This is a genomic window from Kaistia hirudinis, from assembly GCF_014196455.1.
GTDB classification, from domain to species: Bacteria; Pseudomonadota; Alphaproteobacteria; order Rhizobiales; family Kaistiaceae; genus Kaistia; species Kaistia hirudinis.
Map to the genome: position 1 here is coordinate 549,858 of NZ_JACIDS010000004.1, position 25,543 is coordinate 575,400.

Genomic DNA, 25,543 nt, shown 5'->3' on the forward strand with positions numbered 1-25,543 from the left:
CGTCCGGGACCATGAACGCCGGCCGCCCCGGCGCCTCCCCGCCCTTGGCGTTGGGTGGGGTGGCCTGGAAGGCGGAAGCGCGATGCGAACGGACAACGATCACATGGCCGCCGGCAGGGCGGCACAGAGCCGGCGCCGCCGGAAGGAGACAGCTATGTCACGGATTCTCGGGCTCCTCGCGGGCCTCGCCGGCAGCGTGGTCATCGCGCTGGCCGGCCCCACCATGGTCCTCGCCACAGAGGCGACCACGGCCGTCGCGGCGGCGCCGATCGCCGTTCCCTCGGGGGTGAGCTATGAGCTGATCGGCCGCTGGGATGTCGACAAGCTCAACCAGATCCTCACCGTCGACGCGCCGAAATTCTTCAGCATCAGCGTGCCCTATGCGCCGGCAAAGAATGCCGTCCGCCTCTACCGGGTCACCTATGCTTCGGTCGTGCCGGAAAAGGACAACAAGCCGATCGTCGCGACCGGCCTGCTCGCCGTGCCGGACACCGGCGGGACGAGCTTCCCCCTGCTGTCCTACCAGCATGGCACGGTCTATCTGAAGACGCAGGTGCCGTCGTTCCCGGACGAGTCGCCCGAGACGCAGTTGGTCCTCGCCCAGTTCGCCGGGCAGGGCTATGTCGTGATCGGGCCGGACTATTTCGGCATGGGCGCCTCGACGGAGCCGGAAGGCTATGGCGTCATCGGCAGCCAGCAGCAGGCGAGTCTCGACATGCTGCTCGCCGCGCGCGCCGTGCTCGGCCAGATGAAGATCGCCACCGACAAGTTCTTCATCGGCGGTTGGTCCGAAGGCGGCTTCGTCACCATGGCCTTCCTGGAACGGCTGGAGAAGGTGGGCATCAAGGTCGACGGCGCGGCAACGGCGAGCGGTCCGGCCGACATCTTCTCGCTGCTCAGCGGCTTCCTGGACTTTCCGCGCAAGAACGACGCCACCTGGACCAATGTGCTCTACATCCTGTCGGCTTTCTCCTTCGAGAACTATTACGGCGTGCCGGGCCTCGCCCGCACGGTCATCACCGACGAATATTACGACCTCGCCAGGAAGGTCTATGAGCGCCAGCCCTATAAGATAGAAGATCTCCCCACGGATCTCACCAAGCTGGTGCGCGCCGAATATTTCGATCCCGATTTCTTCGCCAATTCGGCCTATGGCAAGATCGCGCTCGCGACGCAGGCCTATCGCTGGATCATCAAGACGCCGGTGCGCAACTATTATGGCGAGGCCGATGAGATCGTCTCGGTCGGGCTCGGCAAGCTGGTCATGAACTACCAGCAGGGCATTGGCGGCGGCAATAACAAGGTCGAAGCCATCTCGACCGGCGAGACCGACCATCGCGGCACCTTCGCCACCGCCGTCCCGCACTGGAAGGAATGGTTCGATGCCCGATAGGACGCCGTCCGCCCTTGGTGCCGCATTCGACCGGCTGGATATGCGGGTGGATGCGGTCCGCGATGACTACGTCGCGGTCACGCAGGAATATTTCGACTGGATGAATGGCGAGATCATCCGCTTCTGCAATTTCGCCATTCCGGACATCGTCGGCATGAGCCTTGAGGACTATGTCCGCCATACGGCGGACATCGCCGCCGGCATTGCGCCGGAGGATGGCGGCATCTATGCCCGGAGGGCCGAGACCGGTCAGATCATGGCGATGGGCGGATTGCGGCGCCTTCCGGACGGCGCCGCGGAGATCGTCCGCATCTTCACGCGCCCGCAGTTCCGCGGCCAGGGGCTGGGCTTCCAGTCCGTCGGCCATCTGGTCGGCGAAGCGCGCCGACTGGGCTACGCCACCCTGCGGCTCGACACGGCGGTCTTCATGAAATCCGCGCAGAAGATCTATCAGGCGTCCGGCTTCCTGCCGCGCGGACCCTATGCCGGCGCCGAGCCGCCACCGCCGCTTCTGCCGTTCTGGCTCTATATGGAGCGCGCGGTTTGAGACGGCGCGCGCGCGAAGCGCAGTCCGTTCCATGCTTCGCGGCGGCCGCCTCGCGGCGCGGGAGGATCTGTCGCGTCCAGCCAATGGGAGAGCCGTCATGGCGCAGTCGATGAAGATGGATCCTCTGGGCCGAAGCGCGGCGCGGCGGAGGCTGCCGGCCGGCCTCGCCGCGTCGTTTCTCGCCGCTGCCCTGCTGGCCGCCGCCCCGGCGGGCGCGGCCTCGGCCCCAAGCGCAGCGATCATCGACGCGCGGGCGATCTTTCTGCCCGAGGCGCCCGATTTCGACGTCGTGCACCCGATCTATGCCGCGGGTCCCGCAATCGTCGAGGACATCAAGATCGGCCCCGACGAGGTCGTGACCAAGGGGCAGGTGCTGCTGACGCTGCGCGCGCCGCTCCTCGACGAAAAGATCGCCACGACGAAAGCGTCGCTGCAGCGGCGCAGCGACTATCTTCAAGAGCTTACCGGGCTCGCGGACCAGTATGAGAACGCCATGCTGACGCTCGAAGCCGAGTATCGGCGGCAGATCGGCGAGGCGATCGCGACGATCGAGAGGGAGCGCGACGGCTACAAGCGGATCCTCGAGGGAAAGACGGAACTCCGCTCCAAGGGCCTGGAGACCAGCGGCGCGGCATTTCAGGCGCAGGTGCAATACGACCAGAGCGTCAACGAGCTCATGAAGCAGAAGCTCGCTCTGCTGGAGGTCGATTCGCGCATCGCCCAGATGCAGAAGCAGCGCTACGAGCAGTTTGCGCCGCTGTCGCGCCAGATCGAGGATCAGCGCATTGCGCTCGGCGAATTGGAGAGCCAGTACGAGTTCCTGCGCACCATTCGCGCGCCCAGCGACGGCATCGTGAATTCGATCTTCATCACGCGCGGCGCGTCCATCGACGCCAAGGATGTGCTGCTCACGCTGTCGAACGCCAATCCGACGCTGCAGGCCTATGCCTTCGTCGACATCGCGGATGTGCCGCTGCTCAAGCAGGGCATGACCGTCTCGCTGCGGCCCGCTCATGCCCGCAAGGAGATCGATCACCCCCTCAGCGGCACGATCCGTTCGATCTCGAAGACGCCGCTTTCGCGCGCCGAAGCCCGCAACCTGTTCTTCGACGATGATGCCGTCGCCTATTTCATCCCCGGCAGCATCGTCTATCTCGTCCGCATCGCGCTCGCGGCGAACACGCCCGAAGGGGTGGTCGGCTCCGGCGATCTCGCGACCTTGGAGGTTCGGGCTCCGGCGGATGGCGGCCCCGGCCCCGCAGTGGAGCAGCGGCCATGACAGTCCTTGCGCCCCAAACCCGCAGCGCCGCCACCTCGTCCCGGCAGGCGTGGCGGCTCCTCGTCAGCCTCCTCGGCCTCGTCGGCGCCCTCGTCCTCACATGGGCAAATGCGGGTCTCGCGGCGGCCGCGGACGCGGCGCCGATCGCCGTTCCGTCGGGCGTCCGCTCCGAGCTGATCGGCCGCTGGGACATCGACACGCTCAACCGCATCCTGACGGTCGACTCGCCGAAATATTTCGGCATTTCCGTGCCCTATACGCCGGCGAGAAACGCCGTCCGTCTCTATCGGATCACCTATGCCTCGGTCGTGCCGGAACAGAACAACCGGCCGATCGTCGCCACCGGCCTGCTTGCGGTGCCGGATACCGGTGCGTCCAGCCTCCCCATCCTGTCCTATCAGCACGGCTCGGCCTTCCTGAAGACGCAGGTGCCATCCTTCCCGGACCAGTCGGGGGAGACGCAGCTGATCGTCGCGCAGTTCGCCGGCCAGGGCTATGTCGTGATCGGTGCCGACTATTTCGGCATGGGCGCATCGACGGAGCCGGAAGCCTTCGGCGTCATGGCGAGCCAGCAGCAGGCGAGCCTCGACATGCTCCGCGCCTCCGAGGCCGTGCTGGCGCAGATGCAGATCGCGACCGGCAAGCTCTTCCTCGGCGGCTGGTCGCTGGGGGGCTTCGTCACCATGGCCTTCCTCGAACGTCTGGAGAAGGACGGCGTCAAGGTCAGCGGCGCGGCCACCGCCAGCGGCCCGGCCGACGTGTTCTCCTTGCTCAGCGGCTTTCTGGACTTTCCGCGCAAGAACGACGCCGCCTCGACCAATCTCCTCTACATTCTCTCCGCCTTCTCCTTCGAGACCTATTACGGCCTTCCCGGCCTCGCGCGATCCTTCTTCACCGACGAATACTACGACATCGCCAAGCGCGCCTATGAGCGCCAGCCCTATGATTTCAATGACATTCCGACCGATCTCACCAAGCTGATCCGCCCGGACTATTTCGATCCCGATTTCTTCGCCAGTTCGGCCTATGGCCGGATCGCCTTCGCGACGCAGGCCTATCGCTGGATCATCAAGACGCCGGTGCACAATTATTATGGCGAGGCCGACGAAGTCGTATCGGTCGGGCTCGCGCGGCTCGCCATGAACTACCAACAGGGCATCGGCGGCGGCAACGACAAGGTCGAAGCCATCTCCACCGGTCCGACCGACCACCGCGGCACCTTCGCCACGGCCGTCGCGCTCTGGAAGAATTGGTTCGATAGGCTGTAACGCGGAAGTCCGGCGGAACGCTCACCCGCTATCCGGCGAGAGCAGTCGGTCCCGCGTCCCGGCTGGGCACCGGTGAGGACTGCAAGCCAGCGCCCAGCCACACATTCTCCATAATCGTTGCCCGCAGCACGATGATATCTTCATACGTTCGTGCTTTCCTGCGTCTGGGAAACGGGCTGATTCCTGTGGGCAATGGGCTTTGCATGCCAAGGCTTGTGTTGTGGCAGGCGTGCATGGGTTGGAAGAGGGTCACGTGACGTCGAGGCAAATTGTCCGGCTGCTTGCCGCAGCCGTTCCGGGCGTCGCCTGGCCAGGGATCGCCTGCGCCGGAAGCTTCCTTGAGCCCGCCGGACCGGTCGCTGCGGCACAGATCTCGCATTTGGGCGTCATCAGCGCGCTGATGCTCATCGTCATCGTGCCGATGTTCGTGGCGTTGCCGATCGTGCTGCTGCGTTACCGCCGCGGCGGCAAGGGCACCTATCGGCCCGACTGGGAGTTCAACTGGGGCCTCGAGATCCTCATCTGGGCTGTCCCGGTCGCGCTCGTACTCGCGCTTGGCACGGCCCTGTGGAAGCACACGCTACAGAACGACCCCTACCGTCCGCTCGGTCCCGACCCACTGGTCGTGGAAGTCGTCGCACTCGATTGGAAGTTCCTGTTTCTCTACCCCGAGCAGGGCGTGGCGACGCTGGACCTGCTCGCCTTGCCGCAAGGAAGGCCCGTGACGCTGAAGCTGACCAGCGGCACGGTGATGCAATCCTTCATCGTTCCCAGCCTCGCCGGGCAGATCTACGCCATGGGGGGCATGCAGACGCAGCTCAATCTGCTGGCGGATCAAAGCGGCGATTTCACGGGGCGCAACACGCAGTATAACGGCCTTGGCTTCGCAACCCAGTCCTTCACCACCCGCGTGATGAGCCCGAGCGCGTTCGAGGATTGGGTCGACGCCACCAAGGCGCAGGGGACGGCACTCGATGCCGCCGGATACCAGAGCCTGCTCCCGGCTTCCGTGGTCCATACGCCCGTCCTCTATGGCAGCTTCGAGCCGGGTCTGTTTGACCAGGTGATCGCCAGCTTCGCGCCACGCATGGGGCATGGCGCCGCCGCCGCGCCCGCCACGAGCGAAACGCCGCACCACAGCATGCCCATGCCGGAGACCGGACAATGAACTGGGAACTGATCTTCGGCCAGCTCAAGTGGACCTCGATCGTCTTCTCGGGGGCCATCCTGAACCCGTCGCTCAGCGAGTTCATCGCCTCGGGCGCCGGCGCCATTGCGGTGCTGGGTGCCATCGCTGCGCTCATCCTGCTGACGGTTAAGGGTTGGTGGGTGCCGCTATGGCGCGACTGGCTGACCAGCGTCGACCACAAGAAGGTCGGCATCATGTACATCGCGATCGCGCTGGTCATGTTCGCCCGGGCGGTGATCGAGGCGGCGCTGATCAGGGCGCAGCAGCTGTCTGCCTATGACAGCCCCGGTTTCCTGTCCGCAGACCATTTCGGGCAGCTGTTCAGCACCCACGGCACGATCATGATCTTCTTCGTGGCGATGCCCTTCATCACCGGGCTGATGAACTACGTCATGCCGTTGCAGATCGGCGCTCGCGACGTGTCCTTTCCGCTGCTGAACGCCATCTCGCTGATGCTGACGCTCGCCGGCGCGATATTGATGATGGTTTCCCTGGTCATCGGCCAGTTCTCCACTGGCGGCTGGACGGCCTATCCGCCCTTCACCGGCATCAAGTTCAGCCCCGGCGAAGGCGTCGACTACTGGATCTGGGCGGTGTCGCTCGGCTCGATCGGTTCGACGCTGACGGGCCTCAACTTCGCTGTCACGATCTACAAGAAGCGCTGTCCCGGCATGACGCTGTTCCGCATGCCGCTTTTCTGCTGGACGACGCTCTGCACCTCGATCCTGATGATCTTTGCGATGGCGCCGCTCACCGCTGCGACGATCATGCTCGCCCTCGACCGCTACGCCGGCTTTCACTTCTTCACGAACGGCGACGGCGGCAACATGATGAACTATGCGAACCTCTTCTGGCTGTTCGGCCATCCCGAGGTTTACATTCTCATCCTGCCGGCCTTCGGCGTCTGGTCCGAAATCGTCGCGACCTTCTCCAGCAAGCGCATCTACGGCTATACCTCGCTGGTCTACGCCACGATGTGCATTGCCGTGCTCTCGTTTGCGGTGTGGCTGCATCACTTCTTCACCATGGGCCAGAGCGCCAATGTGAATGCGGTCTTCGGTATCGCCACGATGGTGATCGGCGTGCCGACCGGTGTGAAGGTCTATGACTGGCTTCTGACCATGGTGGGCGGGCGCATCCGCTTCACCACCCCGATGCTGTTTCACATCAACTTCCTGCTCACCTTCATTCTCGGCGGCATGACGGGCGTGCTGCTGGCGAACCCGGGCATCGATTTCCAGGTCCACAACACGCTGTTCCTGGTCGCCCACTTCCACAACATGATCATTCCCGGCGTCCTTTTCGGCATGTTCGCGGCGGTGCAGTTCTGGTTCCCGAAAGCCTTCGGGTTCCGGCTGCACGAAGGCCTGGGCAGAGCCTCCTTCTGGTGCTTCGCGCCGGGCTTCCTGCTGGCCTTCTTCCCCCTCTACTGGCTTGGCCTGATGGGTGCCACGCGCCGCACCTATATGTGGTCGGATCCCACCTACCTGCCTTGGCTCGCCCTCGCCATGGCCGGCGCTGTCCTGATCCTGACCGGCTTCGCCCTGATGGTGACGCAGATCGTTGTGTCGGTACGCCGGCGCGCGCAACTCGCCGCGCCGCTGGGCGATCCATGGGACGGGCGCGCGCTCGAATGGTCGATACCCTCTCCGCCGCCGGACTGGAACTTTGCCGTGCTGCCGGAGGTGTCCTCAAGGGATGCCTTCTATGAGGCCAAGAAGGCCGGCACCGCCTATCGCTCGCCGGCGGGCTATGAGGATATCGAGGTGCCGCGCAATACCGCGACGGCGCCGCTGATCGGCCTGTTCGCCTGCGCCTGGGCGTTCGGTCTCGTCTGGCAAATCTGGTGGCTGGTGGTGGTGTCCTTCGTGCTGATGTGGGCCGTGGTCATCGCGCGATCCTTCGCGCGCGATACCGAGGAGACCATTCCGGCCGCGACGGTGAAGGCGGCGCACGAGGCTTTCCTCGCCGCTGTGCGTGCCACCCCTGGCGTGACGCGCGATCAGGAGATGACAGCTGCAAATCGGGGCCGGGCCATCCCGGAAGGTCTGGAGGGGGGCTCCGGCGCCCTGTCTTCCGACTCTGCTGTGGGGGTGTCGCGATGAGCCTTTCCGAACGCCTCCATCCCGGCATCAATCTCGCCGGCACGGATCCCGAAGGTCATGAAGCCGCCGAAGAGGTCCTGTTCGGCTTCTGGATCTTCCTGATGAGCGATCTGGTGCTGTTCGCAGTGCTGTTCGCGACCTATGCCGCGATGAGCGTCCAAGGCATTGCCGAAGGTCCGGGCCCCGCCCAGGTCTTTGATCTGACGGCCGCATTCCTGGAAACGCTTCTGCTGCTGCTCTCCAGCTTCGCCTTCGGTTTCGCCTTGCTGGCGATGAAATACAGAGAAAATCGGCGCAGCGTGCTGGCCTGGCTCCTCGCGACGGGCATACTCGGCATCGCCTTCGTCGGCATGGAACTGCACGATTACTACGTCATGGTCACCGCGCATGCTGCGACCCCGCAGACGAGCGGCTTCCTGTCGGCCTATTATCTCCTGACCGGCACGCACGCGCTGCATGTGTCATCCGGACTGGTGTGGATGGCGATCATGGCGATTCAGATCGCGGTGTTCGGCTTCGACAAGCGGGTGAAGCTGCGGCTGATGCGCCTCGCCCTGTTCTGGCACATGCTCGACGTGGTCTGGATCGGCATCTTCACCTTTGTCTACCTGTTCGGGGTCACGTCATGAGCAACCGGGTTCCCGCCGACAGGTTACCGGCTGCGTATGAGGAGGAACGACGCGAGCGGCTCAGCTATGTGATCGGCCTCGTCCTGGCGCTGGCGCTGACCGCCGGCGCCTTCGCGGTGGTCTGGCTGGATCTGCTGAGCGGAGGCGCCGCGCTCGCCGTGCTAGGGCTGCTCGCCTTCATTCAGGCCGTCGTGCACCTGCGCTTCTTCCTGCACATCGATCTCGAACGCTCGCATCGCGACGACCTGATGCTGATCCTGTTCACCGTGTTGATCCTGCTGATCATGGTATCGGGCACCGTCTGGATCCTCTACGACCAGCACATCCGAATGATGCCCTGAGAGCGCCGATGAGTGGAGGCCGGCCTGAGGGACGCCGCGGGACGACCGTCCCGCTCCTGCGTGCTGCCCAGTCCGTCCGGGCTACGCATGAGAAGACGGCGGCCTTCGCGCCCATAGTGGCAGTGGAGCCGGTAGCCGATCAGTTCCCGACACCGGCGTGTCCGCCGCCCGGCTCTACTGGGAGCTCGCCAAGGCTGGCGGATCGGCAGACGGACAGCCCAAGGGTCCGATCACAGTGCCGACAGGCTTCACGATGCTAAAGGGCGAGCACGTCCGCATCTCGAAGCGATGGGCCGAAAAGCGCTATTCCGACGTGATCTACTTCAACGGCGAGAATGAGGGCGGCCACTTTGCAGCGCTTGAGCGGCCTGAGGTGCTGGTGAATGACATCCGCGCCACCTTTGCCCGCCTGAGCCAGGAGGCGCCGATCCCATGAGCGCGCAATCAGCCGATCCGGCGGCGTCCTGTGTCCGGGGCCGGGCGGCGGACGGTTCCTGACCAGGAGGGTGGGGGCGGTGAAGGCGGAAGCGCTACCCTCGATCCTCGCCTTCAACATTCTCCTCGCCGTCAACGCCTTCGGAACGACGGCCATAGAAGAGCCTCGAGCCGAGGCGCGACCCGCGCCGGCGCCTACGTCCTCTGTTGACGCAAAGCCGACGGATTTCGCTGGCGCCTGGAATGTCCGGATACCGTCGTCTTCGAGACTTCGTCGTGTGCGATCGCTCTACTGTGTGAGCAGATCGGGTAGCTGCTTGCCGGTCGTCGACCCCGGTTCGTCCGCTAATGGCGGGCTCGGGACGTTCACAGGGCACCGTTCGGATTCTGCCGGATTGAGCCGGCGATCATCCGCCACCCGATACCCTCTTCAGCGTCTGCGACGGCAGTTCACCGAACGTGTCGCGAAAGTCCTTGGCAAAATTGCCGAGGTTGCCAAATCCGCAAAGGAACGCGACTTTGGCGACCGTTGTATCGGCATCCCGGCTCAGCAGCATCTGTCGCGCGTGCCGCAGGCGCACCTGCTTGACGAACGCCATCGGCGAATAGCCCCGGCTTTTCCGGAAGGAATCGAAGAGGCTGCGCGCGCTGACACCGCTCAGCTGCGACAGCAGTTCGACCGATATCGGCTGGTCCCAGTGGGCCTCGATATATTCCTCGGCCAGCCGAACCTGCCGTGGCGCCGCAGCGACCGGCTGTCCGTGGAGCCGTGCGCTGTAGCGGTGCGGGTTGGCCTTCAGGAACATGACGATGAGCGCCTGTTCGATCTCGCCGAGCGCGGCGAGAGGCAGTTCGCCGTCACCGGCCTCGACCTCGTCGATCAGGAATTGCAGCAGCCGTCGCCACAGCCGATTGGTCGGATCCTCCAAGTTCAGGACGGGTTCGAAGCCGAGGTCCGAGGCGATCTCTGTACCCAACAGGCCGGCCAGAGCTTGCCGGACGGCGGAGGCGTCCAGCTGAACCGTGAGTTCTTCGAATTCCGGGCCGACATGCAGTTCCCCGGGCATCCCGGGCGAGCCGATCAAGGTCTGGCGCCGGTTCACCCCGATCGCCCGGCCGGCACTCTTGCCCCAACCGGCCCCCGCCGCGGCGAGAGGCACGGCGTAGCTCGGCGACAGGCTCGGATAGAAATGGCTGACGGCGGCGCCGTAACTTGCATAGGAGATGCCGACGCGGCTCAGCTGGCAATGGTTCCCATGCGCGCGGAAATCCGAATTGCCTGAGACCTCGAGGCGAACGTCGCCGTAATATTCGGCGATCGTCGCCTTCATCTCATCGACATTTTCGGTGCGGATGACAGGAAACCGATCCAGCGGCTTGTTGATGGCCTGAGCTAGGATCCGGCTATCGTTCAGCGGCAGCATCGATCCGCTCCTGTTGGGTCGGGTGGCGTCGCGGCACTGTCGCGCCGGCCCCCTCGATCCTTGCGGAATCCGGGTAGGCCATTGCGCTCAGATGGTAGACCAGATTGCTGCATTGCCACAGGGTGCGCCCAACGAACTTCGAAGCCGCTCGAAGGCGGAGGGCCAATTCATGATCTCGAAATACATAGGCAGCCTTGTGGTTGCAGCCGGGCTGTTCGGCGCAACGATCGTGAGCGCGGATGCCGTCACGCCCGAAGAGGCGAAGGCGATTGCCGAGGACGCCTATATCTACGGCTATTCCCTGATCTCGGTGGAGATGTCGCGAAAGGTCATCACCAACGTCGAGAAGCCCACGACCACACGCGCGCCGATGGGCCAGTTCGCCAATTTGCGCGAATATCCCACCGCCGCCTACCGCGATGTCACCGCGCCGAACGCCGACACGCTCTATTCCAACGCCTTCGTCGATGTTTCCAAGGAACCGTGGGTGATCAGTTGGCCGGACATGGGCGACCGGTACTATGTGTGGGAGTTCTACGACGCCTGGGTGCCGGTGGTCTTCGATCCGGGCTCGCGAACGACCGGCCAGAATGCGCAGACATACGCCATCACCGGCCCAGGCTGGAGCGGCACGCTGCCCGAAGGCGTGAAGGAAGTGAAGTCTCCCACCGCGACGATGTGGATCCTCGGCCGCACCTATTCGACGGGAACACCGGAGGACTACAAGGCCGTATGGGCGCTGCAGGACCAGTACAAGCTCTATCCGCTGAGCGCCTGGGGTAAGACGTACGCTGCGCCCGCCGGCAAGGTCGATCCAGCCGTCGATATGAAGCGTTCGGTTCGCGACAATGTGAACGCCCTCCACGCCGCCCAGTATTTCGGCTGGATGGCGCAGCTGATGAAGGACAATCCGCCGGCGCCCGAAGACGGCCCGATCGTCGCCAGGATGGCCGAGATCGGCCTCGTGCCGGGCAAGGACTTCGACCTCGCCAAGCTCGACCCCGCGATCGCCGCAGCGGTCGAAGCGGCGCCCAAGGCCGCATGGGAGAAGATCGAGGCCTATACGGCGAAGTCCGGCGTGGTGAAGCAAGGCTGGCTCGTGAATTTGAAGGTCGGCCATTACGGCACCGACTACATGGCCCGCGCCTGGCTCTCGGCCTTCGGCATCCCGGCGAATGCGCCGAAGGATGCGGTCTACCCGGTCGGCCTCGCCGATGCCGATGGGCAGCCGCTCGATGCATCCAAGCACAACTACGTCATTCGCTTTGCATCGAAGGACGACCTGCCGCCGGCGGATGGCTTCTGGTCGCTCACCATGTACGACAGCGGCTATTTCTTCATCCCCAATCCGCTCAATCGCTATACGCTGAGCAAGCGCAACGCGCTCAAGTCCAATCCGGACGGCTCCATCGATCTTTACCTCCAGAAGGACAATCCCGGCCCGGACAAGGAATCGAACTGGCTTCCTGCTCCCGACGGCGCGTTCATCCCGATGTTCCGGCTGTATTGGCCCAAAGAAACGCCGCCATCGGTGCTGGATGGAACCTGGTGGCCGCCTGTCATTCAGAAGGGGTGAATTGAACCCTGAAAGAATGTGGGTCCAGATGCGGTCCAGGCTTTACTGATCGGCCCGTTTGGGGAGGGAGAAGTGCAAGTTGGCTCCCTCCCCGAGGCCGAAGCTGTTGGTATGATTGTGTTCCAACCTTGAACACGAAGACCAGCGCATGCTTTGAGATGGGCCTCGGGCCCCCGCAGCGCTCCCGTCACGGCGTCTGTGCTGCGGAAGAACGCCTTGCCTTCGCGAAGATCATCTCGAACAGTGCTCCGCCTCCTGGTGCGGGGCGATAGTGCAGGCGGCCGCCATGGGCCTCCATGATGGCGCGCACGACGGAGAGGCCGAGACCGTTGCCGCCTGGTTCCCGCGAGTGGGCTGGATCGCCGCGCACGAAGGGATCGAAGATGCGGGGCGTCATCTCGGCCGACAATCCGGGCCCCTCGTCGGCGACGCCCAGCACGACCGTATCGTCGCGCGCAGTCAGCGTGATCGTGATTGCACCGCGGACGGCGTAGCGCCGCGCATTGGTTACGAGCGCAAGAATGGCCTGGCGGATCCGCGTCGCGTCGGCTTCGACGGTGAGGTCGGCGAGATCGAGCTGCAAATGGAATCCAGCGGCGCGCAGGTCATGAACCATCAGCTCGGTCATCTGCTCGATGGCGTGCGCGAGGCGGATCGGTTCGATGTGCAGATCGAGATGCCCGCTGTCGGCGAGCGTCACTGTCCGCAGGTCCTCCACCAGCCGGGCCAGTCCGTCCACCTGCAGGACCAGGGCCTGAAGGGAGCTCTCATCCGGCTCGAACACGCCGTCGATCATGCCCTGTAGGCGTCCCTTCAGGATGGTGAGGGGCGTGCGGAGCTCATGCGCGATGGTAGCATTCCACAAGGCCATGTCGGCGGCCATATCCTGCAGCCTTTGTGCCATCGTGTTGAAATCGTCGACCAGGGCGACCGTCTCGCCGAGCCGGCGGTCGCGGACCGCTGCGCGCGCGGTGAGATCGCCCGCAGCGATGCGCCGCGCACTTTCCGCGAGCGACTCCAGAGGCTCCAGGATCCGGCGCGCGAGGCGCATGGAAATCAGCGCCGCGATCGGAAGCGTTACGGTGATCAGCCCGCCGACGATCAGAATGTCGGCAAGCGTCAGCGAGCTGTCGGAATCCGGCATCGGATAGAACGCGACGATCGCCGCATAGGCGAGATAGGCTCCGAAGAAGACCAGAAGTCCGGTCGTCACGGTGATCGCCGACATGGCAATGAGAATCTGCCGACCCAATCCGGTGCGCGGTCCCATCATCTCACGCCGACAGCCGGTAGCCGACGCCACGCACGCCTGGCAGCAGGCCCGGCGCGCCGGCAAGCTCCAGCTTCTTGCGCAGCTTGCTGAGATGGCTGTCCACGGTGCGGTCGAGCGCGTCTGAGCCCGGCATGCAGGCGTCTACGATCTCGCTTCGTGTGAAGACCTTGGCGGGACTTCGCGCCATATGGGCCAGGATACGGAACTCGGTGAGCGTGAGCGCGAGCTGACGCGCCGCATCGCCGGCTCCCAGGCTTGCCTGATAGGCGTCGAGATCGATCGTCAGTGCACCGACCCGCAGGACGCCCGCCGTCGTGGCAAGGCCGGAACGACGCAGCACGGCCTTGGCCCGGGCGACGACCTCGATCGGGTTGAAGGGCTTCACGACATAATCGTCCGCCCCGATGCGCAGGCCTTGGAGACGGTCTATGTCCTTGTCGAGCGCCGTGATCATGATCGCCGGCGTGTTGCCGCGTCGCCGCAGTTCCGCGAGCGTCTCCCATCCGTCGAGGCGCGGCATGGAGATGTCGAGAAGCACGAGGTCCGGTTTCAGCGCGAGATGCAGATCCAGCGCGGTACGGCCGTCGCGCGCCTGAACGGTCCGGAATCCCTCCCGCACGAGATAGGCGTCCAGGATCGCGGAAATCTCTTCGTCGTCTTCTGCAATCAGAACGAGGGCTGTCATGGCGTTCTCCTTCTCCAACGGATGCCATCTGGTGCGCCCTGCGTCGAGCGCTCGCGCCGCGTCTCCATGAAATCGCAACACACCCCCCACACGGCACCAACGCGGCGGATCGATAGAGGCGGCGTCGCCTGGAGCGACGAGACCGCTTTGATGGATGATCGCGATGATGCGCCCTTTCCGAACGCTGACGCTCGCTCTCCTCGCCACCACCTCGATCGTTCTCGGCGGCTGCACGGACGGCGCGGACGGAGCGAAGTCCGATGGCGGCAACGCGCAGACGGAACCGGCGGCTGCCGCCGTCCGCATCGGCGTTCTGAAGATCGAGCCGCACCGGGTCGTCGTCTATGACGAACTTCCTGGCCGCGTATCGGCGCGCCAGACGGCGGAGATACGGCCCCAGGTCAACGGCATCATACGTTCCGTGCTCTTCAAGGAGGGCGCCGAGGTTTCCCTCGACCAGCCCCTGTTCCAGATCGACCCCGCACCGTTCTTGGCCGATGTCGAGGCCTCCTCCGCCGTGCTTGAGCGGGCACGGGCCGATCTCGCCAATGCCACGGTCAAGCATCAACGCGTCGAGGCGCTGGCAGCGGCCCAGACCACGAGCGCGGCGGCGCTCGGAGACGCCAAAGCGGCGCTGGCGCAAGCGCGCGCCAGCGTCGCCGAGGCAGAAGCCAACCTGACCCGCCGCAAGCTCGAGGTGGCCTACGCCACCGTGCGGAGCCCGATCCGGGGACGCATCGGCCAGGCCCTGGCCACCGAAGGGAGCCTGGCATCCGTCGGCGCCTCGGCTGCTCTCGCGGTCGTGCAGCAGATCGACACCGTCTATCTCGATGTCCGTCAGTCATCCGTCCAGTGGGAAGAACTGGCGGAGCGGATCGACAGCGAACGCGGCGCCGATGCTCCGTCCCTTCCGGTCGAAATCCTCACGATCACCGGCAAGGCCTATGAATTCACCGGCAACGTACTCTTCTCCGAAAGCACGGTGGATCCAGGCACGGGCAGCATCGCGATGCGCGTGGAGGTGCCGAACCCGCACCGACAGCTCCTGCCCGGCATGTTTCTGCGCGCCAGGGTGCCCAGCGCCATCTATCCGGACGCTCTGAGCGTTCCGCAGCAGGCCGTGCGCCGCGATGCGACGGGCCGCGCCTTTCTCACGATTCTCGGAAGCGACAATACGGCCAGCCGCCGCGATGTCGAATTGGGAGCGCTCGTCGACCGGCACTATGTCGTCCTGTCTGGCCTCAGGGCCGGCGAAACCGTGGTCGTGGAGGGCCAGGAACGCACGGATGGAGGCCAGCCGCTGGAGCCCGTCCCCTACAAGCCCTCCGCGTCCGGGCCGGAAATCTGAGGAGATCGCTCCGTGCCGCAATTCTTCATCAATCGCCCGGTCTTTGCCTGGGTCATCGCGATCTTCATCGTGCTCGCCGGCATCGCCGCGATCCCGCAGCTTCCCGTCTCGCGCTTTCCCGTCATCGCGCCGCCCAGCATCAGCATCAACGCCACCTATCCCGGCGCCGGGCCGCAGACCATCACCGCCAGCGTCACGGCGCCGATCGAGCGCGAGCTGACGGCGGTGAAGAACGTGCTCTATTTCGAGTCCTCGTCGGACTCGGTGGGCAATGCCTCCATCACGGTCACGTTCAAACCCGGAACCGACCCGGAACTCGCCCAGATCGATGTCCAGAATCGCCTGAAAGCCGTCGAGCAGCGCCTGCCCGAGCCCGTCCGCCGGACCGGCCTCTCCGTCGAGGCCGCCACATCGGGCTTCCTGATGATCGTGTCCCTGCGCTCGGAGGGCGGCAAGGCCGATTCCCTGGCGCTCGAGGATTATCTCGCGCGCCGCCTGGCGCCGGAACTCAAGCGCATACCGGGCGTCGGCCGCGTGCAGTCCTTCGGTTCGGAGGCTGCGATGCGCGTGTGGATCGATCCCGCCCGCCTCGTTTCCTACTCCCTTTCGGTCGCCGATATCACGCAGGCCATCCAGTCGCAGAACGTTCAGGTGGCGCCCGGCCGTCTCGGCGAGGCGCCTGCCGTTCCGGGCCAGACGATCAGCGTTCCGCTCAGCCTCAGCGGACAATTGCGGACGCCGGCCGAATTCTCCGCCATCGTCCTGCGCTCCAATCCCGACGGCTCGAAGCTCACGCTGGGCGATGTCGCGAAGGTCGAGATCGGCGCCCAGACCATGGGCTTCTCGATCTTCGACGGCGGAAAGCCGGCAACTGCGGCGGCCATCCAGCTTGCGCCCGGCGCCAATGCCGTCAGGACGTCCGAAAGCGTGCGTGCGCGTCTCGCCGAACTCGCACCGTCCATGCCGGACGGCGTCGCCTACGCCGTGTCCTATGACACCGCGCCCTTCGTCAAACTCTCGATCTCGAAGGTGGTGCAGACGCTCGCCGAGGCGATGGTCCTCGTCTTCCTGATCATGCTCCTCTTCCTCCAGAACGTTCGCTACACTCTGATCCCGGCGATCGTCGCGCCCATCGCGCTTCTCGGCACCTTTGCCGTGATGTGGGCCATCGGCTACTCGATCAACGTGCTCACGATGTTCGGCATGGTCCTGGCCATCGGCATCATCGTCGACGACGCAATCGTCGTGGTGGAGAATGTCGAGCGGCTCATGGCGACCGAAGGCCTGTCGCCGCGTGCCGCCACTCGCCGCGCCATGCGCGAGATCACGGGCGCCGTCGTCGGCATCACGCTGGTCCTGACCGCGGTGTTCCTGCCCATGGGCCTCGCCAGCGGTTCCGTGGGGGCGATCTACCGGCAGTTCACGGTCTCGCTTGCGGTCTCGATCCTGTTCTCGGCCTTCCTGGCCCTCAGCCTGACGCCCGCGCTCTGTGCCACGATCCTCAAGCCGGTTACGCCCCATCACGAGCGCAAGGGCTTCTTCGCCTGGTTCAACCGCGGCTTCGACCGGCTGACGGGCCGATACACGACAGGCGTCGGTTGGCTCGTGAAGCGCGCCGGGCGCGTCATGCTGGTTTATGGCGTGCTCGTCGGCGCACTCGTGCTCGGCTACCGCACCTTGCCGACCGCCTTCGTGCCGGACGAGGACCAGGGCACGTTCATGACCTCCTTCACGCTGCCGGCCGACGCAACCGCCGAGCGCACGCGGGCGCTCGTAGAGCGCTTCGACCGCCACGCCGCGACCCGCCTCGACATCGCGAACAATCTCTCCATCATGGGCTTCGGCTTTTCCGGTTCCGGTCCGAACGCGGCGATGGCCTTCACCACGCTGCGCGATTTCGATGCACGGAGCGGCAGCACCGATGCCGAAATCGCGGCGGTCGAGCAGGCTATGCAGGAGGCGACGGAAGGCGAAGTCCTCGTCCTGAAGCCGCCGGCCATCGAGGAACTGGGCACGACGTCGGGCGTCGCGCTGCGGCTGGTCGACCGGGCCGGCGCCGGTCCGGCGGCGCTGCGGGATGCATCGGACAAGCTCGTCGCATTGGCCGGAAAGAGCGCGCTCCTGCGAAATGTGCGCTTGGACGGACTGCCCAACGGGCCCGGCGTCGACCTGCGGGTCGATCGTCAGAAGGCGGGCGCGCTCGGCGTCTCCTTCTCCTCGATCAGCGACCTACTCGCCGCGACGATGAGCCCGACCTACGTCAATGATTTCCCACGCGCGGGCAGTCTCCAGCAGGTCATCCTGCAGGCGCAGGCGAAGGACCGCATGCAGGTCGAGGATGTCCTGAAGCTGCATGTGCGCAACGAAAAGGGCGGCATGGTTCCCCTGTCCGAGGTGGTGACGGCGGAATGGTCCGTCGGCCCGCTGCAGCTCAACCGTTACAACGGATATCCCTCGCTCAGCCTTTCGGGCGATGCGGCGCCCGGCGTGTCGAGCGGCACGGCGATGCGCGAGATCGACCGGATCGCCACGAAGCTTCCCGCCGGTTTCGCCGTCGAATGGACCGGCCAGTCGTTCCAAGAGCGTCAATCGGGCGCGCAGGCGCCGCTTCTCGTCGTGGTGTCCCTCGTCGTCGTGTTCCTCGTGCTCGCCGCTCTCTATGAGAGCTGGGCGATCCCGCTCTCGGTCATGCTCGTCGTGCCGCTCGGCATTCTCGGCGCGGTCGCGGCGGTGCATCTGCGGGGCCTGGAGAACGACGTGTTCTTCAAGGTCGGCCTGATCACGCTGATCGGCCTGTCGGCCAAGAACGCCGTGCTGATCGTCGAGTTCGCCCGCAAGCTGCTGAAGGAGGGGCACCCGCTTCGTGAGGCCGCCGTGGAGGCGGCCCGCCTGCGGCTGCGGCCGATCGTCATGACCTCGCTCGCCTTCACGCTCGGCATCGTGCCGCTGGTCATCGCGAAAGGGCCGAGTTCCGAAACCCAGAACGCGCTCGGCACCGGCCTTTTCGGCGGCATGATTTCGGCCACCGTCCTCGCGGTCGTCTTCGTGCCGGTGTTCTTCACACTCGTCATGCGTCTTGCCGCGCGTAAAGGCAGCCGCCTGGTCGTGGCGAGCCCGACCGGGCGGTCCTCAGCGTCGCCCGTCATCGAATCCGGAACTGGAAAACACCCATGACAGCCTCGCCCACCGGCAAGATCACCCTCGATATCGCGAGCGACGCCGACCTCCCTCGCTTCCGTCGGGATCTTCAAGAGGCTTTCGCGATTGCCGTCGTGGAAACGTTTGGATCCGTCGACGATGGGCCGATCCCGCCCGACGAGGATGTCGCGGCCTCCTTCAAGGCTCCGAACGCCGTGGTTCATCGCATCCTGGAGGATGGACGGTGGGTCGGCGGCGCCGTTGTCTCGATCGACGTCGCGACACAGCGCAACTCACTCGACCTCTTCTATGTGCGTGCCGACGAACTGGGCCGCGGCATCGGCCGCAAGGCTTGGGCTGCCATCGAGGCCCGCTATCCCGACACCAAAATCTGGACGACCCACACGCCCTACTTCGAGAAGCGCAACATCCACTTCTACGTCAACGTCTGCGGGTTCCACATCGTGGAGTACCACCACGCCCGCCACCCAGATCCCAACCATCCGCCCAGCCAGGACCTCCCGGACGATAGCGGCATGTTTCGCTTCGAAAAGCGCATGTGACCCGCCGACATCGGATCGAGCCAGCCACCTCAGGGCCTGACTGGACTAGGCCGCAGGGGAACGTCAACGGCTCTCGCCGTCTCGGTCTCCTGACGGGCAACGCCAGCTGAATCCTGTGGCGGACTGCGGCCGTCGTCCTTGATCGCGGGATCAGACCAGCAGCGATTGACCTCCGTCTATCCAGACCGGAGTCCCGGTGATATGGCGCGCGCGGTCCGACGCCAGGAACAGCACGAGTTCCGCGACCTCGGCGCTGGTGCCCGGTCGGTCGCCGGTGAGCGGAATCTGACCGGAGGGGAATTCGGCGGGCACCGCAGCGGACTCGCGATTGCGGGTCGCGGTATTGGCGTCGATCTCCGTATCGATCGCGCCGGGACAGATGACGTTCACGCGGATGCGGTGCTTTGCGAGCTCCAGCGCCGTCATCTGGCCGAGCGCGAGCTGACCGGCCTTGGCCGTCGCATAGGCGGAAGCGCCGGCCGTCGTGAAAGTCCGCGTTCCGTTGATCGACGAGACGATGACGATCGATCCGCCGCGACCGAGCATGGCGGGGACGGCGTATCGAAGCGTGAGGAACGTGCCGCGGAGGTTTATGGCGATGGTGCTGTCCCACTCGGCGGGCTCGAGCTCGTGGATTGGCGCCCAGACGCCGTTGACCCCAGCATTGGCGACGACGATGTCGATGGCTCCGAGTTCGGCCAGCGTCCGGCGGCAGGCCTCCGCCATGTCGTCCGCGTCCGCGACATCGGCGACAAGCCAGATGGCGCGGCGCCCCAGTTTCCTGATGTCGAGGGCCACCTGCTCGACCTCCTCGGCCGTCCGGCTGAGGACGGCGACATCCGCGCCTTCCTCCGCCAGTCGCATCGCCGATGCTCGGCCGATGCCCGATCCGGCTCCCGTGACCAGCGCGATCTTTCCGGCCAGTTCCATGGCGCTCTCCTTCAAGGGCTCACATTGATGACGGTTCGACAGGCTCGATCCATGCCGCCGCAGACCATCGCGAGAAGGAGAGGCCGGTCGCGGTGAAGACGACGTCGCCCGTCGTCGCGAACGCCGACAGCACGGCCATATCGAGAGCCCCCGGGTTGGGTGACGGGTTCATGGCGAGCACGAGAGCGCCTTCGGCATAGCGCCAACGGATTGCGAGGCTCGTCGCACTCTCGATCGTTTCGGAGCCGAGATAGCGCGCCGTGGTCAGCGGCAGGATGTGCGCGGCGCGCCGCTCCGCCAGTTCGCGAAACCGCGCAAGGGCCTCGCGACGTTCGGGCCGGTCGAATTCAGCCCAGTCGAGCTTGGCCATCGCCATCGTGTCGACGGAAAGGGGGTCCGGCGTCTCGATCCCGGGGGCTGCATCCCCGAAGAGATCCTGTGCCTGGCGACGCCGCCCTTCGCGGATCTCGTCGGCCAGATGTCCTTTGAGATCGCCGAAGAAGGGGAACGGCGAGCGCAAATGCGCTTCCTCTCCCATGAAGAACATCGGGATCTGCGGCGACAACATGATCACGAAATGCAGGAAGTCCAGTCGTTCCGCGTCCAGTTCTGTAGCGAGCCGGCGCCCGTCGATCTGGTTGCCGATCTGGTCGTGGTTCTGAATGAAGGAGACGAAGGCCTCCGGCGGCAGATGCGCCGGATCGCCCTGGCCGGCTGTCTCCGCGCTGCGGCCGGGGACGCCGTTGGAAAACGCTTCCCGGGCCCGCGTCATCGGCTCCGCCGCGAAGGCACCGTAGTAGCCGCCGCTTTGCTCGGTCGCCAGCACATGCAGCGCGTGGTGGATATCGTCGTTCCAATGCGCATCGAAGAGCATCGGCCGGCAGTCAGATCCGCGCCGTACCAGATCCGCGTCGTAGTTCAGATTTTCGAGCACCAGGAGGGCGTCGGCCTTGATGACTCGGGCGGTGGTTGCCAGTTCCCGCTTGAACGTATCGGCGCCCGCAGTGCGGTATTCGTGCACGGCATCGAAGCGCAGCCCGTCGAAATCATAGTCGCTCAGCCAAAGACGCACATTCTCGAGGAAGTATCGTCGCACCATCGGATGGGCCAGATTGACCGCCGGTCCCCAGGGCGTCATCTCATGCGCGTCGAAGAATACGCCCGCATAGAGCGGGATGTGGTTTTCGACCGGTCCGAAATGGTTGTAGACGACGTCCAGAAGCACGGCGAGACCGAGCTCGTGGGCTCGGTCGACCAGGCTGCGGAGTTCGGCGGGCGTGCCGTAGCTCGCCTCGGGCGCGAAGGGCAGTACGCCGTCATAGCCCCAGTTGACGCTGCCCGGGAAGTCGCCGATGGGCATCAGCTCGATCGCCGTGTAGCCGGCTTCGGCGAAATGCGGCAGCCGCTCGGCCAGAGCGCGGAACGTGCCTTCCGGGGTCGCGGTGCCGACGTGAATCTCGGCCAGAACGACCTCATGCCAGCTCCGGCGCGCGTTGGGCGAGGACGGCGGAAAGGCATCGACAAGCACGCTCCATCCGTCGGCATCCATGGCCTGCATCCGCGAGGCGGGGTCGGCAAAAGCGTGATCTCCGGCAGCGAAGCGATAGTGCTGACCCGGCTTCACACCTTCGACAAAAGCTTCGAACCAGCCTTCTTCCTCGGGGACGTTCATCGGTATGGGGGGCTGATCGGGCAGCAGCAACTGCGCCGCGCCGAGGCTCGGAGCCCATAGCCGAAACAGAGCGCCGCCTTCGCTCAGAACCGGTCCGAACCGATAGGGCGTCGAGGCCGCAATCCCCGCGGGCCGCGGCTCGGGCGCCCAGTCATTCACATCCAACTTCATGATTGATCCCCGGTGATTTCGGCTTTGGAGTGCGCGCCGCCAAGCGGGTGGCCCAAACGGCGTCCCGATGCCGCATCGCAAGACGGCGATGGCTCTGGACGGAACTTCCCAACCCCGCTGTTCGTTCCACTGTGGTCGGAGGGCTGATGCGAGGCATCTCCACATCGCAGCGAGGCGAGCGTGACAGTGCGGGCGAACTGGAAGGGCTATCTCAAGGTCGCGGAAGTGACCTGCGCTGTCGGGCTCTATTCCGCGACGTCCAGTTCGGACCGCATCGCCTTCCACATGATCAACCGCAAGACGGGGCACCGGTTGCAGCGGCAATTCGCCGACAGCGTGACGGGCAGTCCCGTCGAACGCGAGGATCAGGTGAAGGGCTACGAGGTCGGCGATGACGACTATGTCGTGCTCAGTCCGGACGAGATTTCCGCGGTTCTGCCCGAGAGCGACAAGGTGCTGGACGTCTCCGCCTTCGTGCGCTGCAGCGACATAGACGACATCTATTTCGACCGTCCCTATTATCTGGCTCCGAGCGACGAAACGGCCCGCGAAAGCTTCGCGCTGATCCGCGACGGCATGGAGACGAAATCGGTCGCCGCGATCGCATCGACCGTGCTGTTCAGACGCGTTCGCACCGTCCTCATTCGGCCCTATGGCAACGGACTCATCGCCACGACGCTCAACTTCGATTACGAGGTGCGGCCGGTCGCGGAGGCCTTCAGCGATATTCCGACCCTGAAGATCAAGGGCGAGATGCGCGACCTCGCCAGCCACATCATCAAGAGCAAGGCGGGCACGTTCGATCCCGCGACATTCGACGACCGTTACGAAACCGCGCTGGCCGAGCTTGTCAAAGCGAAGGCCGAAGGCAGAAAGATCAGGCGGCCCAAGGCGAAGGCGCAGGACAAGGCGGCCGATCTTCTGGCCGCGCTCCGCGAGAGCGCCGGCGTCGACAAGACCGTTTCAACTCCGAAATCCCGAAGGAAGCCGGCGGCGTAACGCCCCAAGGCCGCGGCTCGGCGAGGTGATCGCATGGCGCTCGAAACCTACCGCAGCAAGCGCAATTTTTCCGCGACGCCGGAGCCCAAGGGCGGTGCGGCGACCGGCACGGGCGGCATGTTCGTCGTGCAGAAGCACGATGCCCGCCGTCTGCATTATGACTTCCGCCTGGAGATGGACGGTGTCCTGAAGAGCTGGGCGGTCACGCGCGGGCCGAGCCTCGTTGCGGGCGAAAAGCGGCTCGCCGTCCATGTCGAGGATCACCCGCTCGAATATGGCGATTTCGAAGGGACGATCCCGAAGGGCGAATATGGCGGCGGCACCGTGATCGTCTGGGATCGGGGGCGTTGGACGCCCATCGGCGATGCCGAAGCGGGATACGCCAAGGGCCATCTGGACTTCGATCTTGACGGCGAAAAGCTGCGCGGCCGCTGGCATCTGGTTCGCATGCGCGGAAGGCCGAGCGAGAAGCGCGAGAACTGGCTGCTGATCAAGGGCGACGACGACCAGGCAAGGCCCAATTCCGCCGAAGACATCCTGACCGAACGGCCGGAATCGGTGCAGACCGGCCGTCTGGTCGACGAGGTCGCGAAGGAGGAGCCGGGCTGGTCCTCCAAGACCGGCCGCATTCGGAAAAAGACGAAGAAAGAGGCCAAAGCCAAGCCGAAGGCCGGCGGCGATCCCGGCCCCGCGATCGACCTTGCCGCGATCAAGGGCGCGCGAAAGGGCAAGCTGCCGGCCTTCGTGCCGCCCATGCTGGCGACGCTTGCGGCAAGCCCGCCATCGGGAGAGCGCTGGCTGCACGAGATCAAATTCGATGGCTATCGCCTGCAGGCGAGGATCGAGGGAGGAAGCGTGAAGCTCCTGACCCGCGGCAATCTCGACTGGACCAGCCGCTTCGGCGACGATCTGGCCAAGGGCTTTCAGCAGTTGCCGATCCAGGCCGGAATTCTGGATGGCGAATTGGTCGTCGAAGCCGGCACGGGCGCCTCCGACTTCTCGGCGCTGCAGTCGGACCTCAGCGAAGGGCGCAGCAACCGCTTCGTCTATTATGCGTTCGACCTGCTGCATCTCGACGGCTACGACCTCACGGCTCTGCCGCTGATCGAGCGCAAGGCCCTGCTGGAGCGCATCATCGGCACCGGCCGTGGCGTCATACGCTTCAGCGGTCATTTCGGGGAGAGCGGTGCGCTGGTGTTGCGACACGCCTGCCGCCTGAGCCTCGAAGGCGTCGTCTCGAAGCAGCTGGACGCGCCCTATCGCAGCGGCCGGAGCAAGGCCTGGATCAAGTCGAAATGCTCCGCGCGGCAGGAGTTCGTCGTGGGCGGGTTCGTCCCCTCGACGGTCTCCCGCAAGGCGATCGGCTCGCTCGTGCTCGGCGTTTATGAGGATGGCAAGCTTCGCCATGTCGGCCGTGTCGGAACGGGCTTCAGCCACGCGGCGTCCGAGGCGCTGTTCGCGCGGCTCAATCCGATGCGCGTTGGGTCGAGCCCGTTCGCGGACAGCCTGACGGCAGAGGAGAGCCGCAACGTCACCTATGTTCGCCCGGAGCTTGTCGCGGAGATCGAATTCCGGGCCTGGACGGCGGATGGTCATCTGCGGCACGCCTCCTTCCGGGGATTGCGCGAAGACAAGCCGGCCCGCGACATCATCCGCGAAACCACGAAATCGGTCGACCCACCGCCGCAGAAGCGCCGGGTTGCGCTGACGCATCCCGATCGCCTGTATTGGCCGGATGCGGGCGTGACCAAGGCCGGCCTTGCCGACTATTATGCCGAGGTCTGGCGGAGCATGGCGCCCTATGTCGTCGGTCGGCCCCTGGCACTGCTCCGCTGCCCGAACGGGATCGAGGGCGAGCGCTTCTTCCAGAAGCACGCCTGGAAGGGTCTGAACCGCGCGATCAAGCTCGTGGAGGACCCGCTCGATCGGCAGGCTGGCGCCATGATCAGCATCAGCGATCTCGATGGTCTGCTGGGCCTCGTCCAGGCGGCCGTGCTCGAGATTCACCCCTGGGGGTCGACCATCTCCGACTGGGAGCATCCCGATACGATCGTCATGGATCTCGATCCGGGCGAAGGCGTCGCCTGGCAGGCCGTCATCGACGCCGCCCTAGAGATCCGCCAGCGCCTTGCCGAGGCCGGCCTCGCGGCCTTCGTCAAGACTTCGGGTGGCAAGGGATTGCATGTCGTCGCGCCGCTGAAACCGAAGGCGGATTGGCCTGCGGTCAAGCAGTTCACCAAGGCGATCGCCGAGGCGATGGCGGCGGATGCGCCGGATCGCTATGTCGCGACCATCACCAAGTCGAAACGTCGCGGCAAGATCCTGATCGACTATCTGCGCAACCAGCGCGGCGCGACGGCGGTGGCGCCCTATTCGACGCGTGCAAGGCCGGGCGCGGCCGTCTCGGCGCCGCTGCGATGGGAGGAGCTCGACGCGAGTATCGGTCCCGCCTATTTCACGGTCGCCAATATGCCCGCGCGCCTCGGCGCCTCGGCCGAGGATCCATGGGAGGGCTACCATGCGGCCTCCGTGCCGCTGGAGCCGCCCGCGCGGCGTCGCCGACGCGGCGGGTCCTGAA

The 25,543-nt window shown here is 65.3% G+C and carries 20 protein-coding genes; 15 read left to right on the plus strand and 5 right to left on the minus strand.

The genetic code is table 11. The features are described 5' to 3' along the window. Nucleotides 1-154 precede the first annotated feature (154 nt). The 9 genes from GGR25_RS17330 (at nucleotide 155) to GGR25_RS17370 (ending at nucleotide 9,187) form a co-directional block, all read left to right on the plus strand. Nucleotides 155-1,393 (plus strand): alpha/beta hydrolase family protein, encoded by a 1,239-nt coding sequence (locus GGR25_RS17330; protein WP_183400073.1) that lies wholly within the window; start codon nucleotides 155-157, stop codon nucleotides 1,391-1,393. Beyond that, a complete protein-coding gene (locus tag GGR25_RS17335; RefSeq protein ID WP_183400074.1) occupies nucleotides 1,383-1,940 on the plus strand; it encodes a GNAT family N-acetyltransferase in 558 nt (185 codons plus the stop codon). Before GGR25_RS17330 ends, GGR25_RS17335 begins: the two co-directional genes overlap by 11 nt. A 97-nt stretch (nucleotides 1,941-2,037) precedes the next feature. Further along, nucleotides 2,038-3,219 carry an HlyD family secretion protein gene (locus GGR25_RS17340; protein ID WP_183400075.1) on the plus strand — a complete coding sequence of 394 codons (1,182 nt, stop codon included), beginning with the start codon at nucleotides 2,038-2,040 and terminating at the stop codon, nucleotides 3,217-3,219. After that, entirely contained in the window at nucleotides 3,216-4,487 is a 1,272-nt protein-coding gene (locus GGR25_RS17345; RefSeq protein ID WP_183400076.1) for an alpha/beta hydrolase family protein, read from the plus strand. The genes GGR25_RS17340 and GGR25_RS17345 overlap by 4 nt, the downstream gene beginning before the upstream one ends. 253 nt (nucleotides 4,488-4,740) lie before the next feature. Beyond that, on the plus strand, nucleotides 4,741-5,655 hold the full coding sequence (locus tag GGR25_RS17350; protein WP_343068101.1) for a COX aromatic rich motif-containing protein: 915 nt from the start codon (nucleotides 4,741-4,743) through the stop codon (nucleotides 5,653-5,655). After that, entirely contained in the window at nucleotides 5,652-7,781 is a 2,130-nt protein-coding gene (locus GGR25_RS17355; protein ID WP_183400077.1) for a cbb3-type cytochrome c oxidase subunit I, read from the plus strand. The genes GGR25_RS17350 and GGR25_RS17355 overlap by 4 nt, the downstream gene beginning before the upstream one ends. After that, complete coding sequence (locus GGR25_RS17360; RefSeq protein ID WP_183400078.1) at nucleotides 7,778-8,410, plus strand: cytochrome c oxidase subunit 3; 633 nt, start codon at nucleotides 7,778-7,780, stop codon at nucleotides 8,408-8,410. Before GGR25_RS17355 ends, GGR25_RS17360 begins: the two co-directional genes overlap by 4 nt. After that, nucleotides 8,407-8,751 carry a cytochrome o ubiquinol oxidase subunit IV gene (gene cyoD / locus GGR25_RS17365; RefSeq protein WP_183400079.1) on the plus strand — a complete coding sequence of 115 codons (345 nt, stop codon included), beginning with the start codon at nucleotides 8,407-8,409 and terminating at the stop codon, nucleotides 8,749-8,751. The genes GGR25_RS17360 and cyoD overlap by 4 nt, the downstream gene beginning before the upstream one ends. A 157-nt stretch (nucleotides 8,752-8,908) precedes the next feature. Beyond that, nucleotides 8,909-9,187, plus strand: coding sequence for a hypothetical protein (locus GGR25_RS17370; protein WP_183400080.1), 279 nt, complete (start codon nucleotides 8,909-8,911; stop codon nucleotides 9,185-9,187). A 406-nt stretch (nucleotides 9,188-9,593) separates the two neighbouring features. Here the strand turns inward: GGR25_RS17370 and GGR25_RS17375 are convergent, their stop codons facing one another. Further along, on the minus strand, nucleotides 9,594-10,610 hold the full coding sequence (locus tag GGR25_RS17375; RefSeq protein WP_183400081.1) for an AraC family transcriptional regulator: 1,017 nt from the start codon (nucleotides 10,608-10,610) through the stop codon (nucleotides 9,594-9,596). A gap of 169 nt (nucleotides 10,611-10,779) precedes the next feature. Here GGR25_RS17375 and GGR25_RS17380 point away from each other — a divergent pair, with 169 nt between their 5' ends. Beyond that, nucleotides 10,780-12,186: a DUF1254 domain-containing protein gene (locus GGR25_RS17380; RefSeq protein ID WP_183400082.1), complete on the plus strand. Its 1,407-nt coding sequence runs from the start codon at nucleotides 10,780-10,782 to the stop codon at nucleotides 12,184-12,186. 187 nt (nucleotides 12,187-12,373) lie between these two features. Here the strand turns inward: GGR25_RS17380 and GGR25_RS17385 are convergent, their stop codons facing one another. Both GGR25_RS17385 and GGR25_RS17390 read right to left on the minus strand, forming a co-directional pair. Further along, complete coding sequence (locus GGR25_RS17385) at nucleotides 12,374-13,522, minus strand: ATP-binding protein (RefSeq protein WP_246409886.1); 1,149 nt, start codon at nucleotides 13,520-13,522, stop codon at nucleotides 12,374-12,376. Beyond that, nucleotides 13,461-14,144, minus strand: coding sequence for a response regulator (locus GGR25_RS17390; RefSeq protein ID WP_183400083.1), 684 nt, complete (start codon nucleotides 14,142-14,144; stop codon nucleotides 13,461-13,463). Before GGR25_RS17390 ends, GGR25_RS17385 begins: the two co-directional genes overlap by 62 nt. A 163-nt stretch (nucleotides 14,145-14,307) precedes the next feature. Here GGR25_RS17390 and GGR25_RS17395 point away from each other — a divergent pair, with 163 nt between their 5' ends. The 3 genes from GGR25_RS17395 to GGR25_RS17405 are packed head-to-tail and all read left to right on the plus strand — an operon-like array spanning nucleotide 14,308 to nucleotide 19,193. After that, nucleotides 14,308-15,492, plus strand: a complete 1,185-nt coding sequence (locus GGR25_RS17395) for an efflux RND transporter periplasmic adaptor subunit (RefSeq protein ID WP_246409889.1) — start codon at nucleotides 14,308-14,310, stop codon at nucleotides 15,490-15,492. Between the two features lie 12 nt (nucleotides 15,493-15,504). Then, nucleotides 15,505-18,666, plus strand: a complete 3,162-nt coding sequence (locus tag GGR25_RS17400) for a multidrug efflux RND transporter permease subunit (protein ID WP_183400085.1) — start codon at nucleotides 15,505-15,507, stop codon at nucleotides 18,664-18,666. Beyond that, nucleotides 18,663-19,193 carry a GNAT family N-acetyltransferase gene (locus tag GGR25_RS17405; RefSeq protein ID WP_183400086.1) on the plus strand — a complete coding sequence of 177 codons (531 nt, stop codon included), beginning with the start codon at nucleotides 18,663-18,665 and terminating at the stop codon, nucleotides 19,191-19,193. The genes GGR25_RS17400 and GGR25_RS17405 overlap by 4 nt, the downstream gene beginning before the upstream one ends. A 150-nt stretch (nucleotides 19,194-19,343) precedes the next feature. Here the strand turns inward: GGR25_RS17405 and GGR25_RS17410 are convergent, their stop codons facing one another. Together GGR25_RS17410 and GGR25_RS17415 are read right to left on the minus strand one after the other, a co-directional pair. Beyond that, nucleotides 19,344-20,123: an SDR family oxidoreductase gene (locus tag GGR25_RS17410; RefSeq protein WP_183400087.1), complete on the minus strand. Its 780-nt coding sequence runs from the start codon at nucleotides 20,121-20,123 to the stop codon at nucleotides 19,344-19,346. A gap of 19 nt (nucleotides 20,124-20,142) precedes the next feature. After that, nucleotides 20,143-21,966, minus strand: a complete 1,824-nt coding sequence (locus GGR25_RS17415; protein ID WP_183400088.1) for an alpha-amylase family glycosyl hydrolase — start codon at nucleotides 21,964-21,966, stop codon at nucleotides 20,143-20,145. Nucleotides 21,967-22,146: 180 nt separating this feature from the next. Between GGR25_RS17415 and ku the strand changes: the two genes are divergently transcribed. Together ku and ligD are read left to right on the plus strand one after the other, a co-directional pair. Next, nucleotides 22,147-22,965 (plus strand): non-homologous end joining protein Ku, encoded by an 819-nt coding sequence (ku, locus tag GGR25_RS17420; protein ID WP_183400089.1) that lies wholly within the window; start codon nucleotides 22,147-22,149, stop codon nucleotides 22,963-22,965. Between the two features lie 33 nt (nucleotides 22,966-22,998). Continuing rightward, the gene (gene ligD, locus GGR25_RS17425; protein ID WP_183400090.1) at nucleotides 22,999-25,542 is read left to right on the plus strand and encodes a DNA ligase D; all 2,544 of its coding nucleotides are present in this window, start codon (nucleotides 22,999-23,001) and stop codon (nucleotides 25,540-25,542) included. Nucleotide 25,543: the final 1 nt, after the last annotated feature.